Below are 16,225 nucleotides of genomic sequence, written 5' to 3'. Positions count from 1 at the left end.
CGTTACTCCTTGGTGTCCGGCTCGTTGGAACCCTGATGCAGACGGTCTTCAGCCACTGCACGCTCGATCAGTGCCGACAGGTGCACACCGCGGCTGACGCTTTCATCGAAATGGAAATGCAATTGCGGCACGCTGCGCAGTTGCATCGAGCGCCCCAGGTGCAGGCGCAGGAAGCTGGCGGCGCTGTTCAGCGCCTTGACCGACTGCTTGATCGCGTCGGGGGCATCTTCCTGGCCCATGACCGTGATGAACACCTTGGCATGGCCCAGGTCACGGCTGACGTCGACGGCGGTGATGGTCACCAGGCCGACGCGCGGGTCTTTGACTTCACGGCGGATCAGCTCGGCCAGCTCACGCTGCATCTGATCGCCAATGCGTTGGGTACGGCTATATTCTTTTGCCATTCTTTGCTACCTGTAACTTAAAGCGGCAAACGCCCGGCCAGGCTTGAAGCCGGACCGGGCGCTACCTGCAGAGGCGTTGCCAACCGCCCTGGGGCGGGGCTTCTGCCAGCTCGACCCTTACAGGGTACGAGCCACCTGGACTTTCTCGAAGACTTCGATCTTGTCGCCGACCTTGACGTCGTTGTAGCTCTTGACGCCAATACCGCACTCCATGCCCGAGCGGACTTCGGCCGCGTCGTCCTTGAAGCGACGCAGCGATTCCAGCTCGCCTTCGAATATCACCACGTCCTCGCGCAGTACGCGGATCGGACGGTTGCGGTGAACGGTACCCTCGATGACCATACAGCCAGCGATGGCGCCGAACTTCGGCGAACGGAACACGTCACGCACTTCGGCGACACCCAGGATGTTCTCGCGAACATCGCTGCCGAGCATGCCGGTCAGGGCTTTCTTGACGTCTTCGATGATGTCGTAGATCACGTTGTAGTAACGCATATCCAGACCTTCCTGCTCGACGATCTTGCGTGCACCGGCATCGGCACGCACGTTGAAGCCGAACAGCACCGCGTTGGACGCCAGGGCCAGGTTGGCGTCGCTCTCGGTGATACCACCGACGCCACCACCAATCACGCGCACCTGCACTTCGTCGTTGCCCAGGCCGCCGAGCGAGCCCTGCAGCGCTTCGAGAGAACCACGAACATCGGTCTTGAGGACGATGTTGAGGGTCTTCTTCTCTTCTTGACCCATGGTCTCGAAGATGTTTTCCAGCTTGCCAGCGTGAGCACGGGCCAGCTTGACCTCACGGTATTTGCCTTGACGGAACAGAGCGACCTCACGGGCCTTCTTCTCGTCAGCCACTACCGACAGCTCGTCACCGGCTTCCGGCGTGCCGTCCAGGCCGAGGATCTCGACTGGAATGGCCGGACCGGCTTCTTTCACAGGCTTGCCGTTCTCGTCGAGCATGGCGCGAACGCGGCCATAGTTCGAACCGCACAGGACCATGTCGCCCTGACGCAGCGTACCGTCCTGAACCAGGATGGTGGCAACTGGGCCGCGGCCCTTGTCCAGGCGCGATTCGACCACGACACCACGGCCAGGCGCGGTTGGGGTGGCCTTGAGCTCGAGGATCTCGGCTTGCAGCAGTACGGCTTCGAGCAGCTCGTCGACACCGGTACCCATCTTCGCCGAAACCTTGACGAATGGAGTGTCGCCACCCCAGTCCTCGGAGGTCACGCCCTCGACGGACAGCTCGTTACGAATGCGATCGAGGTCGGCACCCGGCTTGTCGATCTTGTTCACTGCAACGACCAGCGGAACGCCAGCTGCCTTGGCATGCTGAACGGCTTCGCGGGTTTGCGGCATTACGCCGTCGTCCGCCGCCACCACCAGGATGACGATGTCGGTCGCCTTGGCACCACGGGCACGCATCTGGGTAAACGCAGCGTGACCTGGGGTGTCGAGGAAAGTGACCATACCGCGGTCGGTTTCGACGTGGTAGGCACCGATGTGCTGGGTGATACCACCGGCTTCGCCAGCGGCAACCTTGGCACGACGGATGTAGTCGAGCAGCGAGGTCTTACCGTGGTCAACGTGACCCATGACGGTCACTACCGGAGCACGCGGTACGCTCTCACCTTCGAACTTCAGCGATTCGGCCAGGGAATCTTCCAGGGCAGTGTCGCTGACCAGGGTGACCTTGTGGCCGAGCTCTTCGGCGACCAGCTGAGCGGTCTCCTGATCGAGCACCTGGTTGATGGTGACCGGAGTACCCATCTTGAACATGAACTTGACCACTTCAGCGCCCTTGACGGACATCTGGTTGGCCAGGTCGGAAACCGTGATGGTCTCGCCGATGGTCACGTCACGGATGACTGGACCGGTCGGGCTCTGGAAGCCATGCGCGTTGCGCTTTTTCAGCTTGCCCTTGCCACGGCCACCGCGACGGAAGCCATCGCTTTCTTCTTCGGTGGTACGCGGAGCGGCACGAGGCGTCGGAGCTTTTTCTTTCTCCTTGACCTTGACCTTGATCGAGACGCGCGGCGCTTCGCCACGACCACCACGACGATCTTCATCGCGGGTGCGGTTTTCGGTGCGACGCGCTTCTTCTTTCTTGCGCTCGGCTGCGCGGACTGCGGCTTCTTCGCTCACAGGCTCCTGGGCCGCAGCTGGGGCAGCAGCCACCGGGGCAGCGGCAGGCGCGGCCTCAGGCTTGCTGGCAACAGCGGCTTGTGGCGCTTCGCGACGGGATTGCTCCTCGGCGCGCTGACGCGCTTCGGCGTTAGCCTTGTCGCGTGCAGCGTTTTCAGCGGCGCGGCGCTCTTCCAGCTCGCGGTTCTGCTCAGCCTGGATCTCTTCCGGGCTGCGCTGAACGAAAACTTTCTTCTTGCGTACTTCTACGCTGATGCTCTTGCTACCGGCGACACGCAGGGTGCTGGTGGTTTTGCGCTGCAAGGTGATCTTGCGTGGCTCTTCCACTTTTGCCTTGTGGCTGCTCTTCAGATGAGCCAGCAAAGCCTGCTTCTCATTGTCGGTCACTACCTGACCGGCGTCGGTGTGCGGCAGACCTGCCTCACGCATCTGCTGCAGCAGGCGCTCAACCGGTGCAGCGACCTCTTGGGCCAATTCTTTCACCGTGACTTGCGTCATGCACTTCTCTCCTCAGGCCGCGCCTAATTACTCGAACCAGTGGGCTCGGGCGGCCATGATCAACTTGCCGGCACGCTCTTCGTCGATGCCGTCGATGTCGAGCAGGTCGTCAATCGACTGCTCGGCCAGGTCTTCGCGGGTAACCACGCCGCGCACCGCCAGTTCGGCCGCCAGGTCCTTGTCCATGCCCTCAAGCGAGAGCAGGTCTTCGGCCGGATGGGCGTCTGCCAGTTTTTCCTCGGTAGCGATGGCTTTGGTCAACAGGCGGTCCTTGGCACGAGCGCGCAGCTCGTTGACGATATCCTCGTCGAAGCCATCGATGTTGAGCATTTCTTCCAACGGTACGTAGGCAATTTCTTCCAGGCTGGTGAAGCCTTCGTCGACCAGCACCTGGGCGAGTTCTTCGTCGACTTCCAGCTCGTCGATGAAGTTGCGCAGGATGTCGCCAGTCTCGGCTTGCTGCTTGGCCTGGATGTCCTTCTCGGTCATCACGTTCAGGGTCCAGCCGGTGAGCTGGCTTGCCAGGCGAACGTTCTGACCACCACGACCGATGGCCTGGGCCAGGTTGTCCTCGGCCACGGCGATATCCATGGCGTGGGCATCCTCATCAACGATGATCGCCGCGACTTCAGCCGGCGACATGGCGTTGATGACAAATTGCGCGGGGTTCTCGTCCCATAGGACGATATCCACACGCTCACCGCCCAACTCGCCGGACACCGCCTGGACACGCGAACCACGCATGCCGATGCAGGCGCCTTGCGGGTCGATGCGTTTGTCCTTGGAGCGAACGGCGATCTTGGCGCGCGAACCCGGATCACGGGAAGCGGCCATGACCTCGATGAGGCCTTCGGCGATTTCCGGCACTTCGATGCGGAACAGTTCGATCAGCATCTGCGGCGCGGTACGCGACAGGATCAGCTGCGGACCGCGGTTCTCGGTGCGGATTTCCTTGAGCAGCGCACGCAGGCGCACGCCAACTCGGAAAGTCTCGCGTGGAATGATGTCTTCGCGAGCCAGCAACGCCTCGGCGTTGTTGCCCAGGTCGACGATGACGTTGTCGCGGGTGACCTTCTTCACGGTACCGGAGATGATCTCGCCAACACGTTCGCGGTAAGCGTCGACCACTTGCGCACGCTCGGCCTCGCGGACCTTCTGCACGATGACCTGCTTGGCGGTCTGAGCGGCGATACGACCGAATTCGATAGACTCGATCTTCTCTTCGATCACGTCACCGACCTTGGCTTCAGGGTGGGTATCGCGAATCTTGTCCAGCCAGGTCTCGATCGCCGGATCATCAAGATCGGCTTCGTCGACCACGGTCCAGCGACGGAAGGTCTCGTAGCTACCGGTGTGGCGGTTGATTTCCACACGCAGGTCGACTTCGTCCTCAAAACGTTTTTTGGTTGCAGTGGCCAGAGCCACTTCCAGCGCCTCGAAAATGACGCCGGGCGGTACACCCTTTTCGTTGGATACCGATTCAACAACCAGCAGTACTTCTTTGCTCATCGTACGCCTCGCCTTGCGCAAGCCATTGGGCCCGGATAGTCCGCCGGGTCCGGCACGTCTCAGTCAAAACTGGGAATAATATTGGCCTTGTCGATCGAGTCGATCGGCAACAGGAACTCTTGATCGTCTACCTGGACGACCACATCCTGCTCCTCCACGCCGCGGAGAAGGCCCTGGAAGTTACGACGACCCTCGAAGGGTGAACGCAGCTTGATCTTCACTTGCTCGCCGGCATGCGAGGCAAACTGTTCGAGCGTGAACAGCGGGCGATCCATGCCAGGAGAGGACACTTCAAGGGTGTATTCGGAAGTAATCGGATCTTCCACATCGAGGATCGCGCTGGCCTGTCGGCTGACTGCTTCGCAGTCGTCCACCAGGATTCCGCCTTCCTTGTCGATGTAGATACGCAGCACCGAATGCTTGCCCTGGGAGATGAACTCGATCCCCCAGCACTGATAGCCCAGACCCTCGACAACCGGGGCCAACAAGGCCTGCAACTGTTCTAGCTTGCTCGACACCTGAACCCCCTCGTGCATGCTGTGCAAATAAAAAATGGGCAAAGCGCCCATCCCTGAAAGCGCCGTTGGACAACGACGCCTAAAACTGTTCGGCTAGCAAAAAGCCCCTGAAAAGGGGCTCCGCTGAAGCTGGTTGCGGGGGCTGGATTTGAACCAACGACCTTCGGGTTATGAGCCCGACGAGCTACCAAGCTGCTCCACCCCGCGACAAAGCTGGGGCGAAAGTATAAGACTGAACCCGCTACTGGGTCAATCCGACCTCCACCTACAAGAAAGCCCGCTAAAGCGGGCTCTCTTGCTTCAATTGGTACCGAGAAGGGGACTCGAACCCCTACACCCTATGGGCACAACCACCTCAAGGTTGCGTGTCTACCAATTCCACCACCTCGGCAATACTACTTCTGAAACCCGTTACTTCTGCTCTTGGCTCGGAGGAGGTACATCACCAGTGTTGGTGGTTTCGCTCTTCTGCTCCTGGAGCACCGGTACATCATCATTTACTGCCGGCTTCTGCTCTTTAACTTCCAAAACTGCTGGATCTGGCAGACCTGCTTGAGTCAGCTGGTGAGCTTGCTCTTTCGCGAAGTATCCTAACCCAAGTGCAGTTAAAAAGAAAGTGGCAGCGAGTATAGCAGTAAATTTACTCAGGAAGGTAGCAGAACCTTGACTTCCGAACACAGTATTAGAAGCACCTGCGCCGAAAGATGCACCTGCTTCCGCACCTTTACCCTGTTGCAGCAATACCAGCACTACCAGTGCCAGTGCAGCCAACAGATGAAAAACAACTACGACTGTTTCCATCATTTGTTCAGTTTCCTGCGGCGCGACAAATTGCACCGAATTCGTCTGCGTTCAGGGACGCTCCACCAATGAGCCCCCCATCGATATCCGGCATGCCGAACAGTTCGGCCGCATTGGCCGCCTTCACGCTGCCGCCGTAGAGAAGCTGCACATGCTCGGCAACTTCGGCGTTCTCTGCCGCCAACTGCTTACGGATGGCAGCATGCACATCCTGAGCTTGTTGAGGCGAGGCCGTCAAACCCGTACCAATGGCCCATACAGGCTCATAGGCGATTACAGCATTGGCAAAAGCCTTAACACCGAACTCATCGATGATACTGCTTAGTTGACGCCCTACAACTTCGAGCGTCTTGCCTGCCTCACGCTCTTCGAGGGTTTCCCCTACACAGAGCACTGGCGTTAAACCACTTGCCTGAGCGGCTGCAAACTTGCGGTTGAGCACTTCATCGCTTTCACCAATGATTTGGCGACGCTCAGAGTGCCCGACCAGCACCAACTTGCAACCCACTTCAGCTAACTGACTCGGTGCAACTTCGCCGGTCAGCGCGCCCTGTTCGGACTGTACAGCAGAATTCTGTGCTCCAACGATAATTCCTTTACCAGCCAACCCATCAATCACGTGATTGATGAACAAGGCGGGAGGAAAAACCGCAACTTCTACACCGCTCGGCAGGGACAGATTGCTCAAGCCCTGGGTCAGCTCAGCGACGCTGGCGCGGGTACCGTGCATCTTCCAGTTACCAGCTACCATGGGGCGACGCATGCTTTACCTCGTCGGTCAAAGTGGGCGCAGATCTTACCCAACCCGAACTGCGCTGGCAAGGGTCTTTCACGCACAAACTTCGGCAACCAGCTTGGCCAAGGCTTCGGCATGGCCACGGACTTGATGCTCATCATCGCCTTCGACCATCACCCGCACCAGCGGCTCGGTGCCGGACTTGCGCAGCAGCACCCGACCGCGACCGGCCATCGCCTCGGTGGCCTTGGCACTGGCTTCTTTCACCGCAGGGTTTTCCAGCGGATCGTCGGCCCCGGCACCATAGCGCACATTGATCAGCACCTGAGGGCACTTGCGCACCGCCTGACGCGCCTGGGCCAGGTTCTCGCCACGACGCTTGAGCGCCATCAGCACCTGCAGCGCGGCAATGATCGCATCACCGGTGCTGGTGTGGTTACAGCACACCACGTGCCCGGAGTTTTCCCCACCGAGGATCCACTCACGCTCGATCAACTCGGCCATCACGTAGCGGTCGCCGACCTTGGCGCGCACGAAGGGGATATCAAGCTCCTTGAAGGCCAGTTCCAGGCCCAAGTTGCTCATCAGGGTACCCACCACCCCACCCTGCAGCTTGTCGCGCTCCTGCAGGTCCCTGGCAATGATGAACAGCAGTTCGTCGCCGTCGACGATAGCGCCGGTATGGTCAACCATCAGCACCCGATCGCCATCACCATCGAAGGCGATGCCCAAATCGGCATGACCGACCAACACCGCAGCCTGCAGCGACTCGATATGGGTCGAGCCACAGTTCAGGTTGATGTTCAGGCCATCGGGCTGTGCATGCAGCACCGTGACATCGGCGCCCAACTCGCGAAACACGCTTGGCGCGACCTTGTAGGTAGCACCGTGAGCACAATCGATCACCAGCTTCAGACCTTCGAAGCTGGTGCTGCTCGGGACACTGCTCTTGCAGAACTCGATGTAGCGTCCCGCGGCATCGTTGATCCGGGAAACTTTGCCCAGCTTGCTCGATTCGACCACATTCATCGGCTGGTCGAGGAGCTCCTCGATCATCATCTCGACTTCGTCGGGCAACTTGGTGCCCTGACCGGAGAAGAACTTGATGCCGTTGTCATCATGAGGATTGTGCGAAGCACTGATAACGATCCCCGCCTCGGCGTGGAAAGTACGTGTCAGGTAGGCGATCGCCGGAGTGGGCATCGGCCCGAGCAACATCACATCGGCACCGGCCGCAGACAAACCAGCCTCCAGCGCAGATTCGAACATGTAGCCAGAAATCCGCGTGTCCTTGCCCACCAACACTCGGCAAGCACCCTGCTTGCGGAAGGCCATGCCTGCCGCCCAGCCCAGCTTGAGCATGAAATCCGGAGTAATCGGATATTCGCCAACGCGGCCACGGATACCATCGGTACCAAAGTATTTTCTGCTCATAGGAACTCCAGTGTTCTTATTCGGCGTTCTGCACGGCGGCGATCATGCGCACCACGTCGACGGTCTCAGCCACATCGTGCACACGCAGGATGCTTGCACCCTTGGTCATGGCCAGGGCTGCCAAGGCCAAGCTGCCATACAACCGTTCACCGACCGGACGATCCAGGGTCAGGCCGATCATGCTCTTGCGCGACACGCCCACCAACAGCGGGCGACCGAGGCGATAGAGCGCCTCCATGTGCTTGAACAGGCTCAGGTTGTGCTCGAGGGTCTTGGCAAAACCAAAGCCCGGGTCGAGGACGATCTGCTCGGCGCTGATTCCGGCCGCCACGCAGGCCGCCATACGCTGTTCAAGATAGCGCGTCACGTCGACGGTGACATCGTCGTAGTGGGGGTTGTCCTGCATGTTATCCGGGTCACCGCGCATGTGCATCAAGCACACCGGCAAGCCGGTCGCCGCGGCGGCGTCCAACGCGCCATCACGCTCCAGCGCGCGCACGTCGTTGATCAGGCCAGCGCCCAGACGGGCCGACTCGCGCATCACTGCCGGGGTAGAGGTATCGACCGAGATAACCACATCCAGGCGACTGTTGATCGCCTCGACCATCGGCGCCACGCGCTCGAGCTCCTCGGTGACAGACACTGCCCGGGCACCTGGACGAGTGGACTCGCCGCCGATGTCGATCAAGGTCGCACCTGCCGCGACCATGGCTTCGGCATGGCGCAGGGCTTCGTCGCGCTGGCTGAACCGGCCACCGTCGGAGAAGGAATCAGGGGTGATATTGAGGATACCCATGACATGGGTACGGGACAAATCAAGAACCCGGTTGCCGCAAGGCAACCGGGTCGGGTACAGCTGTGAGGTCATGATAACCCTTAGTGTTGAGCCGCAGGACCGCCGATCGGCGACTCCGGTCGATCACCCTGGGAAGCCTGGTTGCCGGAGGTGCCGGCATCGTTATCCCAGTCACGAGGCTCGCGTGGTGTACGACCGGCCATGATGTCGTCGATCTGGTCGGCATCGATGGTTTCGTACTTCATCAGGGCCTCGGCCATTGCGTCAAGCTTGTCGCGGTTCTCGGTGAGGATCTGCTTGGCCGTGGCATAGCACTGGTCGATGATGCTACGTACCTCGGAGTCGATCAGCTTGGCGGTTTCGCCCGACACGCTGGCGTGCTGGGAACCTGCACTGCGACCCAGGAACACCTCGCCTTCTTCCTCGGCATACATCAGCGGCCCCAGCTTCTCGGACAGGCCCCACTTGGTGACCATGTTCCGCGCAATCTGGCTGGCACGCATGATGTCGTTGGAGGCACCGGTGGTGACGCCATCGAAGCCCAGGGTCATTTCTTCGGCGATACGACCGCCGTAGAGCGAGCAGATCTGGCTGATCAGCGCACGCTTGGACAGGCTGTAACGGTCTTCCTCAGGCAGGAACATGGTCACACCCAGCGCACGGCCGCGCGGAATGATCGAGACCTTGTAGACCGGGTCATGCTCAGGCACGACACGACCAACGATGGCGTGACCTGCTTCGTGGTAAGCGGTGTTCTGCTTTTCTTTCTCGGACATGACCATGGATTTGCGCTCGGCGCCCATCATGATCTTGTCTTTGGCCAGCTCGAACTCCTTCATTTCAACTACCCGCTTGCTCGAACGAGCAGCGAACAGCGACGCTTCGTTGACCAGGTTGGCCAGGTCGGCACCGGAAAAGCCCGGAGTACCACGTGCAATAACGGCAGGGTTGACGTTCTCGCCAATCGGCACCTTGCGCATATGCACTTTGAGAATTTGTTCGCGACCACGGATATCCGGCAGCCCCACCACCACCTGGCGGTCGAAGCGACCAGGACGCAGCAGCGCCGGGTCGAGCACGTCTGGACGGTTGGTGGCAGCGATAACGATGATGCCATCGTTCATCTCGAAGCCATCCATCTCGACCAGCAACTGGTTGAGGGTCTGCTCGCGCTCGTCGTGACCGCCGCCCATGCCGGCGCCACGGTGGCGACCGACGGCGTCGATTTCATCGATGAAGATGATGCACGGCGCGTGCTTCTTGGCTTGCTCGAACATGTCACGGACGCGGCTTGCACCAACACCCACGAACATTTCGACGAAGTCGGAACCGGAAATGGTGAAGAACGGCACCTTCGCTTCACCGGCGATGGCCTTGGCCAGCAGGGTCTTACCGGTACCTGGTGGGCCAACCATCAGCACGCCACGCGGGATACGACCGCCCAAGCGCTGGAATTTGCCCGGATCACGCAGGAACTCGACCAGCTCGCCAACTTCTTCCTTGGCCTCGTCGCAACCGGCGACGTCAGCCAGGGTAGTCTTGACCTGGTCTTCGGAAAGCAGGCGCGCCTTGCTCTTGCCAAAGCTCATCGGCCCGCCCTTGCCGCCCGCACCGCCCTGCATCTGGCGCATGAAGAACATGAACACCGCGATGATCACCAGGATCGGGAAGCTGGCTACCAGCAGTTGGGTCCAGATGCTTTGCTGCTCAGGCTGCTTACCTTCGACAACAACGTTGTTGTTGACCAGGTCGCCAATCAGGCCGTTGTCGGCAATGGCCGGACGTACGGTCTTGAAGTTGTCGCCATCGGTGCGCTTGCCGGTAATGACGGCGCCGTCGACCGTGACTCGCTCGACCTTACCGTCTTTGACCTGCTGGATGAAGTCAGAGTAGTTGAGGGTTTGCGGCTCGTTCGGGCTGGAGAAGTTGTTCATCACCGTCACCAGGACGGCCGCGATGATCAACCACAGGATCAAATTCTTTGCCATGTCGTTCAATTAGCTACCCTCTGAGGTCGGCGCACGACGCAGCCGTGCCTCGCATGATATTCACCGCCCTAACTTACTACATTACCCACGCATCCGCAGGTGCCGTCTGTAACCCTTTGTGAAACCTAGACTACACGAAGTTCGGACAATCCTGACGCGGCGGCTGATTGGAATTAACTATCACCCACCACGCGAAGTGCCTTCTCACGCCCCTTTGAAGCCCCTGCCGAGCAGATATTGCTCACGGGATCGATCCCGCGAGGAGGACGGCTTGCGCATCTGCACCTTGTCGAACTTGCTGCGCACGTCCTTGAGGTACACATCAAAACCTTCACCCTGGAAGATCTTGATCAGGAAATCTCCGCCTGGACGCAGAACCCGGGTCGCCAGGTCCAGTGCCAACTCACAGAGGAACATGGCACGCGGCATGTCCACCTCAGGCGTACCACTCATATTGGGGGCCATATCGGAAATCACAAGGTCCACGTGTGAATTGCCGACCGCTTCAAGGATGCTTTGCAGCACCGCGTCCTCGGTGAAGTCGCCCTGAATGAAGGTCACATCCGGGATCGAGTCCATTTCCAGGATGTCGGAGGCGATCAGCCGACCTTGGCCACCAATCAGACGACTGGTCACCTGCGACCAGCCACCCGGGGCCGCGCCCAGGTCGATTACGCTCATGCCAGGACGGATCAACTTGTCCTTTTCCTGGATCTCCAGCAGTTTGTAGCTCGCACGCGAGCGATAGCCATCCTTCTGCGCCTGCTTGACGAAAGGATCGTTGAAATGCTCTCTCAGCCAGTTATGGCTGCTTTTAGAACGCTGTACCACGGGGCACCTCGATGATTAGCGTCGTGATTGACTGGGCGGAGCCACAGGCCCTCGGGTAAAATGGCTACCAATTTTACAGAATCAGACGAAAAGGGTCAGATTATGCCGCTCAATAACGAGCAGAAGAAGCAGTACAAGTCTATTGGTCACGACCTGAAGCCGGTCTTGATCGTTGCCGGCAACGGCCTGAACGAAGGCGTTATCGCCGAATTGGAACGCGCCCTGGCCGACCATGAGCTGATCAAGGTCGAAATTCGCTCCGAGGATCGCGAAGAACGTGCCGCTGCCATCGCCGGGCTGTGCAAGGCCGGCCGCGCCGAACTGGTGCAGACCATCGGCAAAAAAGCGCTGATCTACCGCAAGAATCCGCAACCGAACAAGCAGCTGTCGAACATCCACCGCTTCAAGTAACGGTGGCTCCGATCAGTGGCGCGCCTTGCGCGCCCTGACCGGTACCGGCTGGGCCACCAGCACGATGCCGGAGAAACCCAGCACCAAAAAGCAGAACATCTGCCAACGTTCGCCCACGGACATCCCATAGCGTAGCGTGTAGTAGCTGACGCAGGCAGCAAAGCCGAGCAGCAGCATCTGGCCGCGAAATTGCCGCCACCAGGCCGCCAGGCCCTCCACCCTCGCCAACACCGCCAGCTGGGTCATCAACCCGAGCCAAGCCACGCCAATCAACCAACGGTCGATCTGCGCAGCCACGTCGTGCACCAGCAACGGCGCCAGGCCACTGACCTTGAGCGCCGGCACCAAGCCTACATGGAACACCCACAAGCCGCCGACCCAGAATACCTGGGCCAGCTGCCAGAGGATCCCCTCGAGGGATGGCGCGCGCTGGCGCCGGTCAGATGTGTTTGACTTCGACAATCTCGTACTCGACCACACCGCCAGGTGTCTTGACCGCTGCAACATCACCCTCTTCCTTGCCAATGATGGCACGGGCGATAGGTGCGCCAGCAGAGAGCTTGCCCTGCTTGATATCGGCTTCGTCTTCACCAACGATCTGGTAGGTCACTTCTTCACCGGTCTCGGCGTTAGCCAAGAGCACGGTGGTACCGAAGATCACTTTGCCAGTATGCGGAATGGTGGTGATATCGATCACCACCGAGTTCTGCAGACGGCCTTCGATGTCGCGGATGCGCGCTTCGACCATGCCCTGCTCCTCACGGGCGGCATGGTATTCGGCGTTTTCCTTGAGATCGCCCAGCTCGCGGGCTTCGCCAATAGCCTGACTCAAGCGCGGACGCTCGGTCTTGCTCAAGAACAGGTGCTCTTCTTCCAGGGCGCGAGCGCCCTGGACGGTCATCGGGTACTTGGTAATGCTCATGCTTTGAGTCCTGCATGCAGATCCTGCAAGCGACGAACGGTCTTTTCAGGGCCGAATTTCAGCGCTTCACAGATGGCTTCACCGGCCGCAATGGTAGTTGTGCAGTAAATCTTGTGCTGCAGCGCATTGCGACGAATCGAGTAGGAGTCAGCGATCGACTGGCGGCCTTCGGTGGTGTTGATGATCAGCGACACTTCGTCGTTCTTGATCATGTCGACCACGTGCGGACGACCTTCGGTCACCTTGTTCACACGGCGCACCTTCAGGCCAGCCGCTTCGATAACCTTGGCGGTGCCGACAGTTGCAACCACTTCGAAGCCCAGAGCGATCAGGTCGCGGGCAACGCCAGCCACTTGTGGCTTGTCGTCGTCACGCACGCTGATGAACGCGGTACCACCGGTCGGCAGCACTTCGCTGGCACCCATCTGGGCTTTGGCGAACGCTTCACCGAAGGTGTCACCGACGCCCATGACTTCACCAGTCGATTTCATCTCAGGGCCGAGGATCGGGTCAACCCCCGGGAACTTGGCGAACGGGAAGACGGCTTCCTTGACGCTGTAGAAGTTCGGGATGATTTCCTGGGTGAAGCCCAGCTCTTTCAGGGTTTTGCCGGCCATTACCCGGGCAGCGATCATGGCCAGGGAAGTGCCGATGCACTTGGACACGAACGGCACGGTACGCGAGGCGCGCGGGTTGACTTCGATCACATAGATCTTGTCGCCCTGCAGGGCCAGCTGCACGTTCATCAGACCGACAACACCCAGCTCCAGGGCCATTTTGGCGACCTGTACGCGGACTTCGTCCTGCACTTCCTTGCTCAGCGAGTAAGGTGGCAGCGAGCACGCCGAGTCGCCGGAGTGAACGCCGGCCTGCTCGATGTGCTGCATGATCGCGCCGATCACCACGTCAGTGCCGTCGCACACGGCATCCACGTCCATCTCGATGGCGCAGTTAAGGAAGTGGTCGAGCAGTACCGGGCTGTCGTTCGACACCTGTACCGCTTCACGCAGGTAGCGCTTGAGCTCGTCCAGTTCGTAGACGATTTCCATGGCGCGGCCGCCCAGTACGTACGACGGGCGCACAACCAGCGGGTAACCGATGCTGCCAGCAGCGCGGATGGCTTCTTCTTCGCTGCGCACGGTGGCGTTTGGCGGCTGCAGCAGGTTCAGACGCTGAACCATCTGCTGGAAGCGCTCACGGTCTTCGGCACGGTCGATGGCATCCGGGCTGGTACCGATGATCGGTACGCCGGCTTCTTCCAGGGCACGCGCCAGTTTCAGCGGGGTCTGGCCGCCGTAGTGGACGATCACGCCTTTTGGCTTCTCGACGCGGCACACTTCCAGCACGTCTTCCAGCGTCAGTGGCTCGAAGTACAGACGGTCGGAGGTGTCGTAGTCGGTGGAGACGGTTTCCGGGTTGCAGTTGACCATGATGGTCTCGTAACCGTCTTCACGCAGCGCCAGGGCGGCGTGTACGCAGCAGTAGTCGAACTCGATACCTTGGCCAATACGGTTCGGGCCGCCACCCAGGATCATGATCTTGTCGCGGGTGGACGGGTTGGCCTCGCACTCTTCCTCGTAGGTGGAGTACAGATAGGCGGTGTCGGTGGCGAACTCGGCGGCGCAGGTGTCGACGCGCTTGTATACCGGGAACACTTCCAGCTTGTGGCGGTGACGGCGCAGGTTCTTGTCGGTGATACCCAGCAGCTTGGCCAGACGCTGGTCAGAGAAACCTTTGCGCTTGAGGCGCAGCATCAGGTCTTTGTCGATAGCCGACAGGGCCAGGGTCTTGACCTTCTCTTCTTCCTTGATCAGATCTTCCATCTGCACCAGGAACCACATGTCGATACCGGTCAGGGCAAAGATTTCTTCGCAAGTCATGCCCGAACGCATGGCATCGGCGACGTACCAGATACGTTCGGCGCCCGGCACGGTCAGCTCGCGCTTGAGGATGCCGGCAGCTTCCGGGCTGGCCAGGTCGACTTTCGGGTCCAGGCCGCAGGCACCGACTTCCAGGCCACGCAGGGCTTTCTGCAGGGACTCCTGGAAGGTACGGCCGATGGCCATGACTTCACCCACGGATTTCATCTGGGTGGTCAGGCGCGCGTCGGCTTTCGGGAATTTCTCGAAGGCAAAGCGTGGCAGCTTGGTGACGACGTAGTCGATCGACGGCTCGAAGGAAGCCGGGGTGCGGCCGCCGGTAATATCGTTTTGCAGCTCGTCGAGGGTGTAACCAATGGCCAGCTTGGCGGCGATCTTGGCGATCGGGAAGCCGGTGGCCTTGGAAGCCAGGGCGGACGAACGCGATACGCGCGGGTTCATCTCGATGACGACCATGCGGCCGGTGTTCGGGCAGATACCGAACTGCACGTTGGAACCGCCGGTTTCGACACCGATTTCACGCAGCACCGCCAGCGAGGCGTTGCGCATGATCTGGTATTCCTTGTCGGTCAGGGTCTGCGCTGGAGCAACGGTGATCGAGTCACCGGTGTGCACGCCCATCGGGTCGAAGTTTTCGATCGAGCAGACGATGATGCAGTTGTCCTTTTTGTCGCGGACCACTTCCATCTCGTACTCTTTCCAGCCGATCAGCGATTCGTCGATCAGCAGCTCTTTGGTCGGCGACAGGTCCAGACCACGGGTGCAGATTTCTTCGAACTCTTCACGGTTGTAAGCGATACCACCGCCAGTGCCACCCATGGTGAACGACGGGCGAATGATGCATGGGAAGCCGAGCTTCTCGAGGACCGCATTGGCCTCTTCCATGCTGTGGGCGATACCGGAGCGCGGGCATTCCAGGCCGATGTCCTTCATGGCCTTGTCGAAGCGCGAACGGTCTTCAGCCTTGTCGATGGTGTCGGCGTTGGCACCGATCATCTCTACGCCGAACTTCTCCAGAACGCCGTGGCGCTCCAGGTCCAGGGCGCAGTTCAGTGCGGTCTGGCCACCCATGGTCGGCAGAACGGCGTCCGGGCGCTCTTTCTCGATGATCTTGGCCACCGACTGCCACTTGATCGGCTCGATGTAGGTGGCGTCGGCCATGGCCGGGTCGGTCATGATGGTGGCTGGGTTGGAGTTCACCAGGATGACGCGGAAACCTTCCTCGCGCAGGGCCTTGCAGGCCTGGGCGCCGGAGTAGTCGAATTCGCAGGCCTGGCCGATCACGATCGGGCCGGCACCGAGAATCAGGATGCTTTTGATGTCTGTACGTTTTGGCATGGTGGTCACTC

At 60.1% G+C, this 16,225-nt stretch carries 14 protein-coding genes and 2 tRNA genes; 1 reads left to right on the top strand and 15 read right to left on the bottom strand.

Annotation, left to right across the window (positions count from 1 at the left end; translation table 11 throughout):
- Positions 1–2: 2 nt before the first annotated feature.
- The 12 genes from rbfA to rlmE form a co-directional block, all read right to left on the bottom strand.
- Positions 3–404: a 30S ribosome-binding factor RbfA gene (gene rbfA / locus OIU19_RS22865; protein WP_186556489.1), complete on the bottom strand. Its 402-nt coding sequence runs from the start codon at positions 402–404 to the stop codon at positions 3–5.
- Between the two features lie 117 nt (positions 405–521).
- Entirely contained in the window at positions 522–3,050 is a 2,529-nt protein-coding gene (infB, locus tag OIU19_RS22860) for a translation initiation factor IF-2 (RefSeq protein WP_186556490.1), read from the bottom strand.
- A gap of 27 nt (positions 3,051–3,077) precedes the next feature.
- A complete protein-coding gene (nusA, locus tag OIU19_RS22855; RefSeq protein WP_264236913.1) occupies positions 3,078–4,559 on the bottom strand; it encodes a transcription termination factor NusA in 1,482 nt (493 codons plus the stop codon).
- Between the two features lie 59 nt (positions 4,560–4,618).
- Positions 4,619–5,077: a ribosome maturation factor RimP gene (gene rimP, locus OIU19_RS22850; RefSeq protein WP_186556492.1), complete on the bottom strand. Its 459-nt coding sequence runs from the start codon at positions 5,075–5,077 to the stop codon at positions 4,619–4,621.
- 130 nt (positions 5,078–5,207) lie between these two features.
- A tRNA-Met gene (locus tag OIU19_RS22845) sits at positions 5,208–5,284 on the bottom strand.
- A 98-nt stretch (positions 5,285–5,382) separates the two neighbouring features.
- Positions 5,383–5,468 (bottom strand) — tRNA-Leu (locus tag OIU19_RS22840).
- Positions 5,469–5,488: 20 nt separating this feature from the next.
- Positions 5,489–5,881: a preprotein translocase subunit SecG gene (secG, locus tag OIU19_RS22835; protein WP_264236912.1), complete on the bottom strand. Its 393-nt coding sequence runs from the start codon at positions 5,879–5,881 to the stop codon at positions 5,489–5,491.
- A 4-nt stretch (positions 5,882–5,885) separates the two neighbouring features.
- Positions 5,886–6,641 (bottom strand): triose-phosphate isomerase, encoded by a 756-nt coding sequence (gene tpiA / locus OIU19_RS22830; protein ID WP_264236911.1) that lies wholly within the window; start codon positions 6,639–6,641, stop codon positions 5,886–5,888.
- A 66-nt stretch (positions 6,642–6,707) separates the two neighbouring features.
- The gene (gene glmM / locus OIU19_RS22825; RefSeq protein WP_186556495.1) at positions 6,708–8,048 is read right to left on the bottom strand and encodes a phosphoglucosamine mutase; all 1,341 of its coding nucleotides are present in this window, start codon (positions 8,046–8,048) and stop codon (positions 6,708–6,710) included.
- 16 nt (positions 8,049–8,064) lie between these two features.
- Positions 8,065–8,916 (bottom strand): dihydropteroate synthase, encoded by an 852-nt coding sequence (folP, locus tag OIU19_RS22820; RefSeq protein WP_186556496.1) that lies wholly within the window; start codon positions 8,914–8,916, stop codon positions 8,065–8,067.
- A gap of 8 nt (positions 8,917–8,924) precedes the next feature.
- Complete coding sequence (gene ftsH, locus OIU19_RS22815) at positions 8,925–10,832, bottom strand: ATP-dependent zinc metalloprotease FtsH (protein WP_186556497.1); 1,908 nt, start codon at positions 10,830–10,832, stop codon at positions 8,925–8,927.
- A 204-nt stretch (positions 10,833–11,036) separates the two neighbouring features.
- On the bottom strand, positions 11,037–11,663 hold the full coding sequence (rlmE, locus tag OIU19_RS22810) for a 23S rRNA (uridine(2552)-2'-O)-methyltransferase RlmE (RefSeq protein WP_186556498.1): 627 nt from the start codon (positions 11,661–11,663) through the stop codon (positions 11,037–11,039).
- 102 nt (positions 11,664–11,765) lie between these two features.
- Between rlmE and yhbY the strand changes: the two genes are divergently transcribed.
- Positions 11,766–12,074 (top strand): ribosome assembly RNA-binding protein YhbY, encoded by a 309-nt coding sequence (yhbY, locus tag OIU19_RS22805; protein WP_186556499.1) that lies wholly within the window; start codon positions 11,766–11,768, stop codon positions 12,072–12,074.
- 12 nt (positions 12,075–12,086) lie between these two features.
- Here yhbY and OIU19_RS22800 read toward each other — a convergent pair whose 3' ends face one another.
- Genes OIU19_RS22800 through carB form a run of 3 tightly spaced genes read right to left on the bottom strand, consistent with a single transcriptional unit; the run spans position 12,087 to position 16,214 of the window.
- Positions 12,087–12,536 carry an MFS transporter gene (locus OIU19_RS22800; protein ID WP_264236910.1) on the bottom strand — a complete coding sequence of 150 codons (450 nt, stop codon included), beginning with the start codon at positions 12,534–12,536 and terminating at the stop codon, positions 12,087–12,089.
- The gene (gene greA, locus OIU19_RS22795; protein WP_264236909.1) at positions 12,514–12,996 is read right to left on the bottom strand and encodes a transcription elongation factor GreA; all 483 of its coding nucleotides are present in this window, start codon (positions 12,994–12,996) and stop codon (positions 12,514–12,516) included. Before greA ends, OIU19_RS22800 begins: the two co-directional genes overlap by 23 nt.
- Positions 12,993–16,214, bottom strand: coding sequence for a carbamoyl-phosphate synthase large subunit (gene carB / locus OIU19_RS22790; protein WP_264236908.1), 3,222 nt, complete (start codon positions 16,212–16,214; stop codon positions 12,993–12,995). Before carB ends, greA begins: the two co-directional genes overlap by 4 nt.
- Positions 16,215–16,225 lie beyond the last annotated feature (11 nt).

Source organism: Pseudomonas sp. BT-42-2 (genome assembly GCF_025847435.2).
GTDB classification, from domain to species: Bacteria; Pseudomonadota; Gammaproteobacteria; order Pseudomonadales; family Pseudomonadaceae; genus Aquipseudomonas; species Aquipseudomonas urmiensis.
This window is presented reverse-complemented; position numbering and strand designations above follow the sequence as displayed.